17 protein-coding genes are annotated in these 15,272 nt (G+C 43.6%); 7 read left to right on the forward strand and 10 right to left on the reverse strand.

The features are described 5' to 3' along the window. Positions 1-129 precede the first annotated feature (129 nt). Entirely contained in the window at positions 130-1,491 is a 1,362-nt protein-coding gene (locus H7992_RS22290) for a sodium-dependent transporter (protein WP_187046074.1), read from the forward strand. Positions 1,492-1,546: 55 nt separating this feature from the next. Here H7992_RS22290 and H7992_RS22295 read toward each other — a convergent pair whose 3' ends face one another. Then, positions 1,547-1,960 carry a VOC family protein gene (locus H7992_RS22295; RefSeq protein ID WP_067213415.1) on the reverse strand — a complete coding sequence of 138 codons (414 nt, stop codon included), beginning with the start codon at positions 1,958-1,960 and terminating at the stop codon, positions 1,547-1,549. Between the two features lie 70 nt (positions 1,961-2,030). Then, positions 2,031-2,993 (reverse strand): 2-hydroxyacid dehydrogenase, encoded by a 963-nt coding sequence (locus H7992_RS22300; RefSeq protein WP_067213418.1) that lies wholly within the window; start codon positions 2,991-2,993, stop codon positions 2,031-2,033. Between the two features lie 138 nt (positions 2,994-3,131). Between H7992_RS22300 and H7992_RS22305 the strand changes: the two genes are divergently transcribed. The 5 genes from H7992_RS22305 (at position 3,132) to H7992_RS22325 (ending at position 8,627) form a co-directional block, all read left to right on the forward strand. Beyond that, a complete protein-coding gene (locus H7992_RS22305) occupies positions 3,132-4,742 on the forward strand; it encodes an ATP-binding protein (protein WP_187046075.1) in 1,611 nt (536 codons plus the stop codon). Then, positions 4,726-5,418, forward strand: coding sequence for a response regulator (locus H7992_RS22310; RefSeq protein WP_187046076.1), 693 nt, complete (start codon positions 4,726-4,728; stop codon positions 5,416-5,418). The genes H7992_RS22305 and H7992_RS22310 overlap by 17 nt, the downstream gene beginning before the upstream one ends. Before the next feature lie 140 nt (positions 5,419-5,558). After that, a complete protein-coding gene (locus H7992_RS22315) occupies positions 5,559-6,578 on the forward strand; it encodes a Bug family tripartite tricarboxylate transporter substrate binding protein (RefSeq protein WP_370569925.1) in 1,020 nt (339 codons plus the stop codon). Positions 6,579-6,632: 54 nt separating this feature from the next. Beyond that, positions 6,633-7,082, forward strand: a complete 450-nt coding sequence (locus H7992_RS22320; protein ID WP_067213427.1) for a tripartite tricarboxylate transporter TctB family protein — start codon at positions 6,633-6,635, stop codon at positions 7,080-7,082. An 18-nt stretch (positions 7,083-7,100) separates the two neighbouring features. Further along, entirely contained in the window at positions 7,101-8,627 is a 1,527-nt protein-coding gene (locus H7992_RS22325; RefSeq protein ID WP_067213428.1) for a tripartite tricarboxylate transporter permease, read from the forward strand. 296 nt (positions 8,628-8,923) lie between these two features. On the opposite strand, the gene moaA is transcribed toward H7992_RS22325, so the two are convergent. From moaA to glp, 6 genes are read right to left on the reverse strand one after another with little or no spacing between them, the layout of a single operon-like run. Next, positions 8,924-9,934 (reverse strand): GTP 3',8-cyclase MoaA, encoded by a 1,011-nt coding sequence (gene moaA, locus H7992_RS22330; RefSeq protein ID WP_067213432.1) that lies wholly within the window; start codon positions 9,932-9,934, stop codon positions 8,924-8,926. Positions 9,935-9,938: 4 nt separating this feature from the next. Next, positions 9,939-10,511, reverse strand: a complete 573-nt coding sequence (locus tag H7992_RS22335) for a molybdenum cofactor guanylyltransferase (protein WP_187046078.1) — start codon at positions 10,509-10,511, stop codon at positions 9,939-9,941. Then, a complete protein-coding gene (gene moaD, locus H7992_RS22340) occupies positions 10,508-10,741 on the reverse strand; it encodes a molybdopterin converting factor subunit 1 (protein ID WP_067213436.1) in 234 nt (77 codons plus the stop codon). The genes H7992_RS22335 and moaD overlap by 4 nt, the downstream gene beginning before the upstream one ends. Next, positions 10,738-11,184, reverse strand: a complete 447-nt coding sequence (locus H7992_RS22345) for a molybdenum cofactor biosynthesis protein MoaE (protein WP_187046079.1) — start codon at positions 11,182-11,184, stop codon at positions 10,738-10,740. Before H7992_RS22345 ends, moaD begins: the two co-directional genes overlap by 4 nt. Further along, complete coding sequence (gene mobB, locus H7992_RS22350) at positions 11,171-11,683, reverse strand: molybdopterin-guanine dinucleotide biosynthesis protein B (protein WP_187046080.1); 513 nt, start codon at positions 11,681-11,683, stop codon at positions 11,171-11,173. Before mobB ends, H7992_RS22345 begins: the two co-directional genes overlap by 14 nt. Then, positions 11,680-12,936 (reverse strand): molybdopterin molybdotransferase MoeA, encoded by a 1,257-nt coding sequence (gene glp, locus H7992_RS22355; protein ID WP_187046081.1) that lies wholly within the window; start codon positions 12,934-12,936, stop codon positions 11,680-11,682. The genes mobB and glp overlap by 4 nt, the downstream gene beginning before the upstream one ends. Positions 12,937-12,997: 61 nt before the next feature. Between glp and moaC the strand changes: the two genes are divergently transcribed. Beyond that, entirely contained in the window at positions 12,998-13,489 is a 492-nt protein-coding gene (moaC, locus tag H7992_RS22360) for a cyclic pyranopterin monophosphate synthase MoaC (protein ID WP_067213447.1), read from the forward strand. A 215-nt stretch (positions 13,490-13,704) separates the two neighbouring features. On the opposite strand, the gene H7992_RS22365 is transcribed toward moaC, so the two are convergent. Together H7992_RS22365 and H7992_RS22370 are read right to left on the reverse strand one after the other, a co-directional pair. Further along, positions 13,705-14,220, reverse strand: coding sequence for a MogA/MoaB family molybdenum cofactor biosynthesis protein (locus tag H7992_RS22365; protein ID WP_231885732.1), 516 nt, complete (start codon positions 14,218-14,220; stop codon positions 13,705-13,707). 15 nt (positions 14,221-14,235) lie between these two features. Further along, on the reverse strand, positions 14,236-15,255 hold the full coding sequence (locus H7992_RS22370; RefSeq protein ID WP_187046082.1) for a ThiF family adenylyltransferase: 1,020 nt from the start codon (positions 15,253-15,255) through the stop codon (positions 14,236-14,238). Positions 15,256-15,272 lie beyond the last annotated feature (17 nt).

Raw genomic sequence — 15,272 nt, forward strand, 5'->3', positions numbered from 1 at the left:
AAGCCGTATACTTATAATGTTCTGAAACTTGTTATTTTAATGACAGCCTCCTTAAAATACGCTACCCTTAAACTAAACGACTTGTTTTATAAGTACATACATATTCGTTTCATCGAAAGGACTGACCTTATGCCTCAACAAGAACACTGGAAGTCAAAAATAGGTTTTATACTAGCTGCTGCCGGTTCAGCAATCGGGTTAGGCGCTATTTGGAAGTTCCCTTACGTAGCCGGGACTGGCGGTGGCGGCGCTTTTCTACTGGTCTTTTTATTATTTACGCTGTTATTAGGATTCCCTCTCTTAATCGGTGAATTCATTCTCGGTCGTAAAAGTCAAAGTGACGCAATTACTGCCTACAAAAAGCTTGCGCCCAATTCAGGTTGGCATATAACAGGGATCATTGGCGTCGTAACCAGTTTCTTAGTGCTATCATTTTATAGTGTTGTCGGAGGATGGATTATCCTCTACTTATTCAAAGCATTAACCGGTGGTATTTCCGGACTTTCGCAAGACCAGTTCGGACCGTTATTCGACCAAATTATTGCAAATCCATTCGCTACGTTAGCCGGTCAACTGATCTTTATGGTGCTAACAATTGTTGTTGTAGCCCAAGGCGTTCAAAAAGGGATTGAGAAAGCAAGCAAGATTATGATGCCTGCTCTCTTCATATTATTTATCATTATCGTTGCCCGTTCTCTTAGCTTGGATGGGGCAATGGAAGGCGTAAAATTTCTGCTGGTACCGGATTTCACTAAATTAACGTCTGAAACGATTTTATTCGCTTTGGGACAAGCCTTTTTCACTCTCACATTAGGTGCTTCTGTCATGGTTACGTATGCTTCCTATCTTCCTAAAACGCAAAACCTGCCGAGCTCGGCGATGTCCATTATCGCTATGAATATCGTCATCGTTCTGTTAGCCGGCCTAGCGATTTTCCCAGGTGTGTTTTCATTTGGAATGGCACCGGATGCGGGACCGACATTGATTTTTTCAGTACTGCCAGCTGTATTCAACCAAATGCCCTTTGGGGTGTTTTTCTTCATTGCATTTTTGGTTTTATTCCTATTCGCGGCTTTAACTTCCGCTTTCTCTATGATTGAAATTATTGTTGCAACAATGACGAAAAATGATCCTTCAAAACGAAAACGATTCACTTGGATAATTGGAATGGCAATTTTCATTGTTGGAATTCCATCTTGTTTATCATACGGAGTAATGGCTGATGTGAAGTTTTTCGATAAAACGGTATTCGATTTAGTCGATTTCGCAGTAAGCAATGTATTGATGCCTCTTGGCGCATTATTGATTTCGATATTCATCCCTTTGAAAATAGCTAAAACTGATCTGTTCAATGAGATGAAGCAAGGTTCGAAAGTCGGAAAGACCTTCTTCAACATTTGGTTCTACCTATTAAAATATCTGACCCCTATCGCAATCATTATTGTTTTCCTTGATGCACTGGGTGTGTTTAACTTGTTCGCAGATCGGTAAAAATTGAACTGGCAATAAAAAAGGAAGACTCCTTCGACGAAGAGTCTTCCTTTTTCTATCCTTCTTTCTCGCAGTTCAAATCCCACGTAAAGCCAAATTTATCTTTCACTTTCCCATACTTAGCTCCCCAGAACGTATCTTGCAGGGCCATCAGTACTTCGCCTTCTTCCCGCAGGCCGTCGTAGAGCTGGTTCGCTTCTTCCACGCTTTCACAGTCGATAAGAAGGGCAACGCCGTTTTTGTTGTATTCAGATGGCTTGTCCGCAGAATCGGCAAGCATGATTTGAAATTCACCTTTTTTCAGATGGCAATGGAGGAGATAATCTGCTGCTTCCGGTGGATGCGGGAAATTAGCATCCGCATATTTCTGCATTCCGACTTCCTCAAGTCCTAGCAAATTCGCATAGAATTCAGCCGCTTCTTTTCCTTCTCCGTAAAACGTTAAATATGGAATGATTGTACCTTTCATATTGTTACCTCCTCCTATTCGACGACAGTCATCAAGTCAATTTAGACATAATTCATTCGTCTGCTGTTCTTTACTGAACGATACCTTTTGGCTTGCGGCCTTCAAGTACATCCGTAATTGCCTGTGCGTTCAAGTTCATCATCGCAAGGCGTGTCTTAATGCTGGCACTTCCGATATGCGGAAGGACTGTTACGTTCGGCAATGTAAGAAGCGGATGATCGAGTGGGATTGGTTCTTTTTCAAACACGTCGAGCCCCGCCGCCCAAATCGCACCGTTTTTCAATGCATCATAAAGAGCAGCCTCATCAACAATTCCACCACGAGCGACATTAATAAGAACGCCCGTATTTTTCATAAGGTCAAGTTCCCGTGCACCAATCATCCCGGCGGTTTCCGGTGTAAAGGGAGCTAGAATGATAACGAAATCCGCCTCTTTCAGTAGTGTATCCAACTCCCTGAATTCAAGTCCGTACTCAGCTTCTGCGTCTGGCTTGCGGTTGCGATTATGATAAAGAACTTGCATATCAAAGCCTTTTGCCCGGCGCGCAACCGCTTCACCGATTCGTCCCATGCCAATGATGCCAAGTGTCGCTCCTCCAACATCCATGCCTGTAAATCTCATCGGAGCCCATGAAGTCCAATTACCTTTTCTAATTTCATTTTCTGCAGAGATCAATTTACGTGCCGTCGCTAGTAGAAGCGCAAAAGCAAGATCTGCAGTTGTTTCAGTCAACACACCCGGTGTATTTGTTACGATGACGTCATATTCCTTTGCCGATTCCAAGTCAATATTATTATAACCAACGGCCATATTTGCAACGATTTTAAGCTTCGTACCCGCTTCAAAAACCTCGCGATTGATGCTATCCGCCAAAACCGACCATAGTGCATCCGCTTCTGCCACTTCTTTCAATAAAACAGCGCGCGGAACTGCTACACTTTCTTCGTCCCACATCCGTACATCAAATTTTTCATGAAGCGGCGCAACCGCCTCTTCTGTCAGCTTTCTTGTAATGAAAATTCTTGGCTTCACTTAAATCCCCCTATTCTAACAATTAACAATAGTGTAGCATATAGTGTGAACCAATTGGCCGACGTTCAACTGTGTAGAAAGCCTGCCCAAGACCAATGTAAGTAGATACGGTTACTTCAAGATTGAGAGATGATTTCTATGAAACCCGCTACTTTACAATCCCGCATTTTTTCATATGGCGCACTCTTTGTTTCCATAATAGCAATCATTATCGGTGTTTCCTTCTACTTTACAATGTCGCAAGGTATCGAGCAACAGATTGGGGACCAGGCGCTAAGTATAGCCAGAACAACAGCAGACCGCCCCGATGTCCGTGCAGGATTTGGACACGCTGATCCAACGGAAATATTGCAGCCTATCGCCGAAGCGGTACGACTCAAAACTGGTGCTGAATATGTCGTTATCGGAAACAGCGAAGGTATTCGGTATGCTCATCCTGTTCCAGAACGGATTGGGCAAAAAATGGTGGGTGATGATAATGAACGTGCGCTTCTCCTAGGCGAATCCTATATTTCCGAGGCGACTGGGACACTCGGGGCCGCCTTACGCGGGAAAACACCAGTATTTAACGAGGATGGCAAGATTATCGGGATTATTTCCGTTGGTTTTTTAAAGAAGAATATGTCCTCTATCTTTTTTCAGTATGCCGACAACATTTCCTACATCGTACTTATCGCAATCATTCTAGGTATTATTGGTTCTAGCATTCTGGCACGCAATATTAAAAAAGAACTTTTTAATTTAGAGCCTGCGGAAATAGCGAACTTATTCACCGGACGAAACGCTCTTATTGAGTCTGTGCGAGAAGGAATCATTATGGTTGACGCAAACGGTATCATTACAACTGTGAATGTGGCTGCATATGAAACTCTTTCTCTCCCTAATCAATCGGAACTAATCGGTCGGACGATTCAGGAAGTGCTTCCAAACACGCTTCTTCCAAAGGTACTTGAAACCGGAGAACGGCATCTCGATCGTCCCATGGAAATTCGCGGCAAAAAGGTAATTGTAAATCGCGTCCCCATCCGTGTTGGTGAACAGATTGTCGGTGCGGTTTCAACTTTTCGGCTACAATCAGACATTGACCAACTCGCAATGGAATTATCACAAGTGAAACGGTATACGGAGGCGCTTCGTGCACAAACCCATGAATACAATAACTTTTTATATACAATATCGGGTCTCATTCAACTCAATTCATACGATGAGGCACTAAGCTTGATTCACGAGGAAACAGCTGAACATCAATCGCTCATCCAATTCGTGACAAAGCGGTTGCAGGATCCCTTTCTAGGAGGAATTGTTATCGGTTTCTTCAACCGGGCAAAGGAATTGAAGGTCCGCTTCCTTCTTGATGAAGATAGTCTCTTAAAAAAACTCCCGAAACACTTAGAAAAAAACCATTTCGTTTCAATCATTGGAAACTTAGTTACAAATGCTTTCGAAGCGACCGACTCTTTTCCGGAAGAAAAACGAATGGTCCGCATCTTCATTCTGGATAACGGCGAAGAGATTTTAATTGAAGTTGAAGATTCAGGACATGGGATAGCTGATGAAGTGCTGGATGTACTCTTTCAAGAAAAGGTATCGACAAAAAATCAGGGTCACCGTGGATACGGACTTATGAAAGTAGCAGAGAATGTGAAAAATCTCAGCGGTTCTATCACACTCGAAAAAGGAGATTTAGGCGGTGCATTGTTTATCATTTCCATACCGAAAGGAGGTTTTTCAGATGACAACTCTAATTGAAGTCTTAATTATTGAAGATGATTTACGAATTGCCGACATCCATCAGCGGTTCATCGAGAAAATAGAGGGCTTTACAGTCGTAGGTTCCGCTCATACCGGTGATGAAGCAAAAGATTGGATTTCAGCATTGTTGCCAGACCTCGTTTTACTCGATGTCTATTTACCCGATGTACTTGGTACAGAGCTGATGGATTTCATCCACAAAAACAGCCCTGAAACAGACATTATTTTCATCACTGCTGCGGCAGAGATTGAAGTTGTAAAAAAGGCATTTCGCCACGGAGTCATCGACTACATCCTAAAACCGCTCACATTCGACCGATTTAAGGAAAGCCTCCTTTCTTATAAAGTTAAAAGGGAAACACTTTCAGGTGAAGGACTCATACAGGAAGATTCCATCAAATCTCTTTGGAATAAAACGCTACCCGCTTCATCAAACCCTGATTTCATTCCACCAAAAGGGATTGACCCCATGACGAAAGAGAAAGTGGTCAGCCATATAAAAAACATAGAAGGCGGAATTACTGCAGAAACTCTTGGATTGGAAATCGGCGTGAGCCGTTCGACCGCAAGACGTTATCTAGAATACCTCGTCTCAGAAAAACGTGCATTTACAGAACTTCTATACGGCTCAGTCGGGCGTCCCGAAAGAAGATACTTCATAAAAAAACGCTGAACAGTATGAACAAAATGATGTTTACTCTCATTATCGAACTTATAAACGATAACTTTTAATTGAATAAATATTCTGATAGATTGATGACAGCGAATGAAAACGCTGTCATCATTTTTAATTATAAGGGGGATTACATGAAGATGTGGAAGAAACTTACGACGGTTGCCCTAGCAAGTATGCTGGCACTCGGCCTCACAGCATGTTCTGCGGATGAATCTGAAGGAAAAGTGGAAGGCGCTACCTCGAAATATCCGGAGAGTAACATAACAATTGTCGCTCCATCCGGCGCAGGCGGTGGATGGGATTTAACTGCCAGAGCGATTGCAAAAACGATGAGTGAAACAAAGCTAATCGATAAGTCAATCGTAGTTGAAAACAAACCCGGCGGCGGTGGTGCTGTTTACATGGCAGAATTTGCAACAAAAGAACTAAAAAATGATCATGTCCTTCTTGTAAAATCTCCGCCAATCTTAATCAACAATAACAAAGCGGAAGGAAACAGTGCTTACGGCTATAAAGACACAACACCATTGGCTCAACTGACGCGTGACTACGGAGCTATTGTCGTCAAGGCGGATTCGAAGTTCAATTCATTGAAAGATGTACTAGAAGCAATTAAGAAAGACCCGAAATCGGTAACACTTGCCGGCGGATCGGCTCCGGGATCGATGGACCATCTTGTCGGCGTCTTGCCCGCATTTGAATATGGAATTGATCCAAAAACAGTAAAGTATGTATCGTATGATGGCGGCGGAGAGGCAGTCGCAGCATTGCTCGGTGGAAATGCAGACGTCATCGCCACAGATGCCTCCACTATTGGGGCGTATCTGAAATCCGGTGATGTCCGTGTCCTCGCTGTCAGTTCTTCCGAACGGCTTGGCGGTGAATTGACAGAAGTCCCTACATTTAAAGAAGAAGGAATTGACGCCGAATTCACCATTTGGCGCGGCATCTTCGGTCCAAAGGAAATGTCGGAAACGGCTTATGACTATTGGTCCGAGAAGCTAGAGAAAATGGTGGAATCAGACGAGTGGAACGCAGAATTAGAGAAAAATGGGTGGGAAAGCGAGTACCGTAATGCTGACGACTTCACTACCTATTTGGAAGAACAAGATAAAGTGATCGTGGAATTGTTAACGGCACTTGGAATGCAGAAATAACATTATTCGGGCGGCTTCAGCGCCGCCTTTTCTTTTAGGGAGGTGTCAAAGACTATGAGTAAAACGTTCGATCGATATGCCAGCATCGTCTTTTTACTGATCGGTCTCTTATTTGTAATCGAAAGTCAAAAAATTTCGGACAGTGCTTACGGATCATCAGTTGGACCGAAAATCTTTCCAATGTGGCTTGGTATTATTTTAATTCTTTTAAGTTTGAGATTGCTATTCGAAACATTTAAATACAAATCTGAAACGACAGCTGGAATGAAGCTTCAATACAAGAAATTCATTATTATCATTATCAGCGCAGTTTTGTATGCATTTCTATTGGAAAAGGTCGGATATGTCATTTCGACGTTCCTTTTTTTACTCATTGCTTTCCAAACAATGGAACGTGGCCGATTATTGCCCTCCTTCATCATTGCAGCGGCATTTTCATTTGGAATTTATTATTTGTTCGCGAAACTTCTTGGCGGGTCATTGCCAGGATTTCCTGTATTTTAGCGTGAAGGGAGTTAAGCTATGAGCACTTTACAGTTTTTAGCCGATGGTTTCAGTGTTGCTTTTCAATGGCATAATCTATTATTTGCATTCGTCGGGGTAATAATCGGCACGGCTGTCGGCGTGTTACCCGGCATCGGTCCAATGAGCGGTGTTGCCCTTCTCATCCCCGTTACTGCAACCATCACTTCTGGAATGCCGACAGAAGCAGCCGCTGCCAGTTCGATCATTTTACTTGCCGGAGTCTATTATGGAGCAATGTATGGAGGTTCTACAACATCGATTTTACTGAACACCCCTGGTGAATCTTCGTCTGTCGTCACGACGCTCGACGGTTATCAAATGGCTAGGCAAGGGCGTGCCGGAGCAGCTTTGGCTATCTCGGCAATCGGCTCATTTTGCGCCGGAATCATTTCGCTAATCGGTCTGGTCTTATTAGCGCAACCTCTTTCCAATGTCGCAATCAAGTTCGGCCCTGCAGAATACTTTTCCTTAATGCTATTGGGTTTGGCTGCTGTAAGTGGACTTGCTGGAAAGTCGATGACGAAAGCATTGATGATGACTGTTTTCGGACTTATGCTTGGAACAATCGGCATTGACGCAGTTTCAGGAATTGCCCGCTTTACATACAACCAGCCTATTCTTTTTTCCGGATTGGAATTTTTAACAATTGCTGTTGGATTGTTTGCGCTTGGTGAAGTATTCAAGACGGTATTGGAACGCGATGAAGAAGACGGGGCCATTGCAAAAATCAATCGCATCCTCCCGACAAAACAAGATATGAAAGACAGCGCAGTTCCCATTGTACGCGGTTCCCTACTAGGATTTTTCATCGGGGTACTTCCAGGCGCCGGGGCAACACTCGCATCTTTCTTCTCCTATATAACAGAGAAAAAGTTCAGTAAAAATCCCGAAAGCTTCGGAAAAGGGAACATCGCCGGAGTAGCGGGTCCTGAATCTGCCAATAATGCTGCTTCAGGGGGCGCAATGATTCCTTTACTTACATTAGGAATCCCTGGTTCCGGTACAACAGCCATATTAATGGGCGCACTTATCATGTATAACATTCAGCCAGGCCCCCTTCTCTTTGACGAACACCCGGATATCGCATGGGGGCTCATTGCAAGTATGTTTATCGGCAACTTGATGCTGTTAGTACTGAACATGCCGCTCGTTCGTGTGTTTGCAAAAATCATTCAAACACCTAAGAAGTACTTATTGCCTATTATTATCGCCATTTCATTTTTCGGAGTTTATGCCGTACAGTACACGACTTTCGATTTATACTTGTTGCTTGGTTGTGGTGTAGCGGGTTATTTACTATCAAAAAATGATTATCCAGTAGCTCCATTAGTTTTGGCACTCGTATTAGGTCCAATGATTGAAAACAACATGAGGCGAGCACTCACCATTTCGAACGGTGAATTCAGCATTTTCTTCACAAAGCCGCTATCGCTTGTTTTCATCATAGTAGCTGCATTATGGCTTCTTGTTCCAATGTTGCTGAAACTCAAAGGACGCTCAGTCGTCGTGGAAGATGAAGGTTAATAGCGAACGTATATTTCGAAAGCGGATTGCCTTAGATGTAAGGCGATTCGTTTTTTTATTAAAGAGTGTAAGCAACGTTTTAAATGAACTTAACAACGTTTCCACGAAACTTCACAACACTTGAACAACTTAACAACGTTTTGCCCAAACTAGGCGACGTTGCAACTGAAGTTCCAAACGTTTTAAATGGACTTCGCAATACTCCCGTGAAACTAAGCAACAGTCTCATAAAACTAAACAAAGTCAGCATCCCCTCCGTCTCTCTCCATAATAAAAAGCGCCGCCGCAGCAACGCTTCACCCACCTATATAACTCATACCAATCTTTTTCCGATTCTTCGCTGTCTGTTCAGTTCGCTCATCTGAATAACGGTCTCCACGGTTTTGCCACACGCCTGTAATGACTTCCAACAATTCTGCGTCTGTCAGTCCACTGCGAATTAATTCACGCAGATCGAACCCTTCTGATGCGAACAGGCACGTATACAGTTTACCGTCCGACGACAGTCTGGACCGCGTACATGTTGAACAGAATGATTCTGATACAGACGTGATAAAACCGACTTGTGCTCCATTATCCAAGTAACGATAACGTTTTGCAACTTCACCGTAATAGTCTTCTTCCGCCGGTTCGATATCATAAACAGCACTGATCATTTCGTAAATTTCTTTTTTCGTGACAACCTTTTCAAAACTCCATCCATTATCATTACCGACATCCATAAATTCTATGAACCGCAACGTAATATCACGCTCTTTAAAATAAGCGGCCATTGGTAGAATTTCTTCCTCATTTACGCCTTTTTGAACAACCATGTTCACCTTGATTTCAAAGCCGATCTTTTGTGCATGATCGATATTGGCTAGTATCAGTTCTGGTTTAATTCCGCGTCCATTTAATTTACCGAATGTTTCCGGATTAAGTGCATCGAGGCTCATATTCAAACGACGCAGACCTGCATCATAAAGGGGTTGTGCGTATTGTTTCAACAGTACACCATTCGTCGTCAACCCTATATCTTCAATTCCTTCAATCTTCATCAGTTTTTCCACCAGTTTTGGCAAATCGCGCCGCATAAGCGGTTCGCCGCCCGTCAAGCGGAGTTTTTTCACACCAAGTAACGCAAATAGCTTCGCGAACCGTTCAATTTCTTCAAATGAAAGCAGTTCGTTCTTGGGTAGAAAAACATAATCATCACCAAAAACTTCTTTTGGCATGCAATAGGCACATCTAAAGTTACAGCGATCCGTTACGGAGATTCGGAGATCCCGGATCGGACGTCCGAGCTTATCTTTAACTGTTTCCATTTCGTCATCCCCTTTCCAGGGTTTCCGGCGTATTCACGTTCGTGAACATCCGTTTTTCATCGTCAGTCAGAACGCTTCCTTGAACCCACGCTGTATTACTAATAGAAAGTAATTTCATTACACTCAGTTGGTTGTTTTTCAAGGCTTCTTTCACTGCATTTTTCATTTGCGTATCCCAGATAGACACGAGAGGATGATATCTACCATCCGAAATGACAGCCGTGACACATTCGTTATGAAGCGTTATCAACTTCGATATAGCCTTATCATCTACAAACGGCATATCACACGGCAATACTACATAGCGGTTCGCTTCCACGGATTCCATCGCGGACAGAATCCCTGCAAGCGGACCGAGTCCAGCATATTCCACTTTATCAGTCATCAGGTTTTCACCATCACCAAATCGGTCCATTAGTTCTGGTAGCGTCACAATAACAACCTCGTCACAGGATGCCGACATTGCTTCGACTGCAATTTTATAAAAGTACTTATCTCTGAGTTTAGCAAATGCTTTCGGTGAACCGAACCGCCGCGACAATCCGCCCGCCAGAACGATGCCTACTGTCTCCTTCATCCCCCGCTCACAGGTGGGATGAATGCACAAATATCTCCCGAATGAATGACATCTTCCTTTAAGGCATATTCTTCATTCACTGCAACATGCACCGTATCTTTCCCAAAACCCGGATACATCATTTCCGCCCAGTCCAGCAGCTCGCGGACAGTCATCGATTCCCGTTCGATGGTTTCTTCCGCCTTGCCGGTCAATTCGCGCAGCCTTGCAAAATAGTTCACTTTAATCACTTTTGTTCGCCTCCCTTTTCAGGATACTTTTTTTGACCGCCAATCCATTCTTCGCCGTCTTCCCAGATTTCCTTTTTCCAGATAGGGACTATTTCCTTAATGCGTTCAATTGCATACTCATTCGCTTCATATGCTGCTTTCCGATGAGGGGAGGAAACTGCAATGACTACCGCAATATCTGAGATATGCATTTCCCCAATCCGGTGAGCAATCGCCACTTTCACGCCTGGCCATTTCGCTTCCATTTCTCCACCGATTTCCGCCAGTTTTTTTTCGGCCATTGGTACATAGGCTTCATATGCCAAATATAATGTTCGGACCCCGTGTGTCCATTCCCGGACATGTCCTGTGAAAACAGTGACAGCTCCTGCTCCAGCATGAAGGACATAATCAGTATATTTTTGCGGTTCAATCACTGTTTCAACAATTTCAAACGGTTTCATTGCCATCCTCCTTTTCAATCCAGTCAAGTAGCCACGAATCGAGTTGTTCAACATTCTGCGCAGATTCAATATGCGAACTAACAGCTGTAATTTCTGGACATCCGATAACTAGCTGTATGCCATCCAATCCGCTTAACGATTCCCAATCCCCGGCATCTCTAAGAAGGACTACTTTCTCCCCTTGTTCTTTCTTATACCCTTCAATGAGCAGAATATCCGGTTTTCCGATTGCTGCCAGCACCTTAAGCTGGGCAAATTCGGGCTCTTCATTCAACAGGATTTGAACCGCACCCCCACCTGCAACAACTGAAACGTCTGCCCCACTACCAAAAAACTGCATCGTATCCGTCGATGGATTTGGCATGGCAGGCTGCCCACCGTGGCCATGATGCTTTAATACAGCGACTGAAAGTCCTTTGTTTTTCAATAAACAAATCCATCTCGATGTAAGTGTCGTTTTGCCACTATTTTTATAACCGACAACTTGAAGTGTCTTCATAATACCCACTCACTAACGCCTTGCTCAGAACCGAGCAGCAAAATATCAACATGGGTTCCTGCTGTGTAACCGCGCGTTCCGCTTGGAAGAGCGATAAGGCAATTTCCCCGGGCAATCGATGATACTGCATTTGATTTATTAAAGCCTGCGGGTACTGCAACAATACCTTCCGATGTCATTTCCCAGAATGCGCGAATGAAGCGGGTAAAAGGGTTTGGCTTTCCGAAATCTTCACCTAATATCGCTTGCATGCGCGGCATATACGGTGTGTTTGCACCTTGCATAGCAAGAATAGCGGGTCTAGCGAATAATTCAAAACCCGTGAAACAAGCAGATGGATTTCCCGACAGACCGAATAATAGTTTTTTACCAAGCCCGGCGACCGTCGTTACGCTTCCCGGACGCATCGCAACTTTGTTAAATAGGACCTTAGCTCCCAACCGTTCATAGATTGCGGGTAAATGATCATAATCACCAACAGAAACACCGCCTGTCGTAATAAGTACATCTGTTTCAATGAGAGCTTTTTCGACGACTTCTATGCATGCATCTAGATCGTCTTCTTGCATGCCATATGATTTGTAACCTAATCCCATACGAGTTAACTGGGCAGCTATCATCGGCCCGTTCGAGTTCCGTATTTTCCCAGGAACAAGTTCATCTGACACATTTAGCAACTCCGTTCCCGTTGAAAGAATGCCAACAACTGGTCGTTTCGCAACTTTGACTGTTGCATAACCAAATGTCGCTAATAACGCGATTGTACCGGGATGGATAAATGCTCCCGATTCAACAAGGAGTTCCCCCTCCTTTGCGTCTTCACCCTTAAAGGATATATTTTCCCCTTCGCTAAACGGTTTACGCAATGTAAAACGATCTTTTCCTTCTGTCGTCTGTTCGAGCATGACAACCGCATTGGCATTATCCGGTATCGTGGCACCCGTCATGATTCTGTATGCTTCTCCAGGACCTACTCCACGAGCTGCTACATGACCCGCACCAATTTCACCAATTACAGTGAAAGGTATACGATTATCTCCAGAAGCACCCTCTGTGTCCTTTGCACGGACAGCGAATCCATCGTATGGCGATCTGTCGAATGATGGGACATCATGCTTTGCGATAATCGGTTCCGCAAGTATTCTTCCGTATGTATGTTCAAGTGGAATCGTATCAGTTCCACCTAGATAGCTATGTTCCATGACGAGTCGAACAGCCTCAGATACTAAGACAGGCTTTCTCATTTCTACCATGTAGATTCTCCTCCTTCTGCTATACTGAATGTATTAGATATGTATGAAAGGAATGACTCCATTGTCAGAGCTCACACATTTCAACGAACAAGGCCGTGCAAAAATGGTCGATGTTTCCGACAAAGCAGAAACCACTCGAACAGCTATCGCAAAATCGTCCATCATTGTTAATGAAACAATTCATTCACAAATCACAGAAGGTACCAATAAGAAAGGCGATGTATTCGCGGTCGCTCAGGTCGCGGCAATCATGGCAGCAAAAAGTACATCATCCATAATTCCTATGTGTCATCCGATCCCACTGACAGGTGTTAACATCCATTTCGAATGGAACATAGATAAATCATCTGCTCATTATGAAGTATTGATTGAAGCGGAAGTGAAGACAAAAGGTGTGACCGGTGTTGAGATGGAAGCACTTACTGCTGCCTCCGCTGCTGCACTCACTATTTACGACATGTGCAAAGCGGCCGGCAAAGAAATGGTTATTGGACCAACAATGCTATTACGTAAAACAGGTGGAAAAAACGGCGATTACGAAAGACAATTCTAACTCTCTTCCACGACTCACTTCAGGTGAGTCTTTTGGTCAGTAGAACCAATTTTATAATAGTGGATTTTGTATTGAAATCCTTACAAGGTTGATTTACACTCCAGGCGGACGCCTTCCGTTACAATCAACGGAACTCATCCATGCAAACTAATAATCGATATAGAAATTTCGTTAGCGTTAGGTTTTTATTTAAAATAAGTAATTACGGAATTAAGTTAGTCCTCTAGATGTTTGGTAAGTTCATGCACAATATGGTGAATTTCAGGCAAAATTAGCTTGTCCATTGCAAGTTCCACTGCTTTAACGGATCCGGGAAGCGCGAAAAACACCTTCTCTTTTACCACGCCTGCCGCAGCCCTGCTTAATAGCGCCTTTGAACCTACATCTTCTGTATAGCTAAGGTAACGGAATAACTCGCCGAACCCATCAATCGTTTTTGTGAAATAGGTCGACACAGTTTCAATAGTAACATCACGAAAACCAATGCCAGTCCCGCCTGTAGAAATAATGCCATGAACGTTAGGATTCCGCAGCCATTCTTCGACAATCGATTCAATTTCCATCGCGTCATCCTGACAAAGCCATGTTTCAAATACATGATGACCCGCCGATTCAAGCTTTTGCCGAATTGTCCAGCCACTGCGATCATTCGAGACATTACGCGTGTCACTCGTCGTCAGTACGCAAAAAGTGAGTTTCTTCTCTTTGTCCGATTCATTCAAATGTGACAATCTGATTCCTCCCTTTCATCCAAAAAATTGATGGTACAATTTACGTCCTATCTTTATATCCTTTAATCCATGAATTAACAAACGACCATTGCCAAATAGAATACAGCGATAACTATCTGCATTAAATTCCACAAAAAATGGTGTCACTTTATAGGGTGACCCCAGCCTTTTAGCGACTGTTTCCCCATCCTCAATCGTCAATGTGCGGTTTGCATTCGGAATGATTTGCACTGTATCCCTACCGCATAACACTGCGTATCCTGTATCTTCTGCTCGATGCAACGCCGGGAAGGTCGGTTTATTTCCGCATGTCTCACATACTTCGTTTCGCATACGGGAAATCCCTGCTTCTATATGCGTATTGTTCCATACATCAAAATGGAATAGCTTCTTGCGCATTGCATCTTTATTCCCCGTTAACCATTTCAGCGCTTCTGCACTTTGATGTGCCGCCGTAATTTGAACAGCAGGCGCAATGATTCCTGACGTATCACACGTTTCATTAACCGATGGTAAAACCGGTAGCAAACAGCGGAAACAAGCTGACTCGCCTGGAATGAATGGAAAAACTGTACCTGAACTGCCTACACACGCACCATAAATCCAGGGAATATCTTTTTTCCATGCAATATCATTTATCAACAGACGCGTTTCAAAGTTATCCGTCGCATCCATGATTAAATCAGCGTCATCAATAATTTGTTCCATAATGGATCCATCCACATGATCAAGCACGGTTACGATTTCAATGTCTTCCCTAATCATTTTCAAACGAGCTTCAGCAGCAACCACTTTTGGTATACCGTCCCGTGCATCTTTTTCGGTAAACAGCTGTTGTCTTTGCAAGTTAGACGGTTCTACATAATCTCGATCTGCAATCGTCAGTTTTCGCACTCCACCACGGACAAGTGTCTCTGAAACAGCTGAACCTAAAGCTCCACACCCAATGACAACAACGTGGGAAGAACTTAACTTGTCCTGCCCATGTTTACCAATTGGTTTGAACAGCGTTTGCCTTGTATAGCGATTTTCCAATGTCCACTCCTCCTATA

Origin of the sequence: Sporosarcina sp. resist, from assembly GCF_014302295.1 — a bacterium.
Classification (GTDB): domain Bacteria; phylum Bacillota; class Bacilli; order Bacillales_A; family Planococcaceae; genus Sporosarcina; species Sporosarcina psychrophila.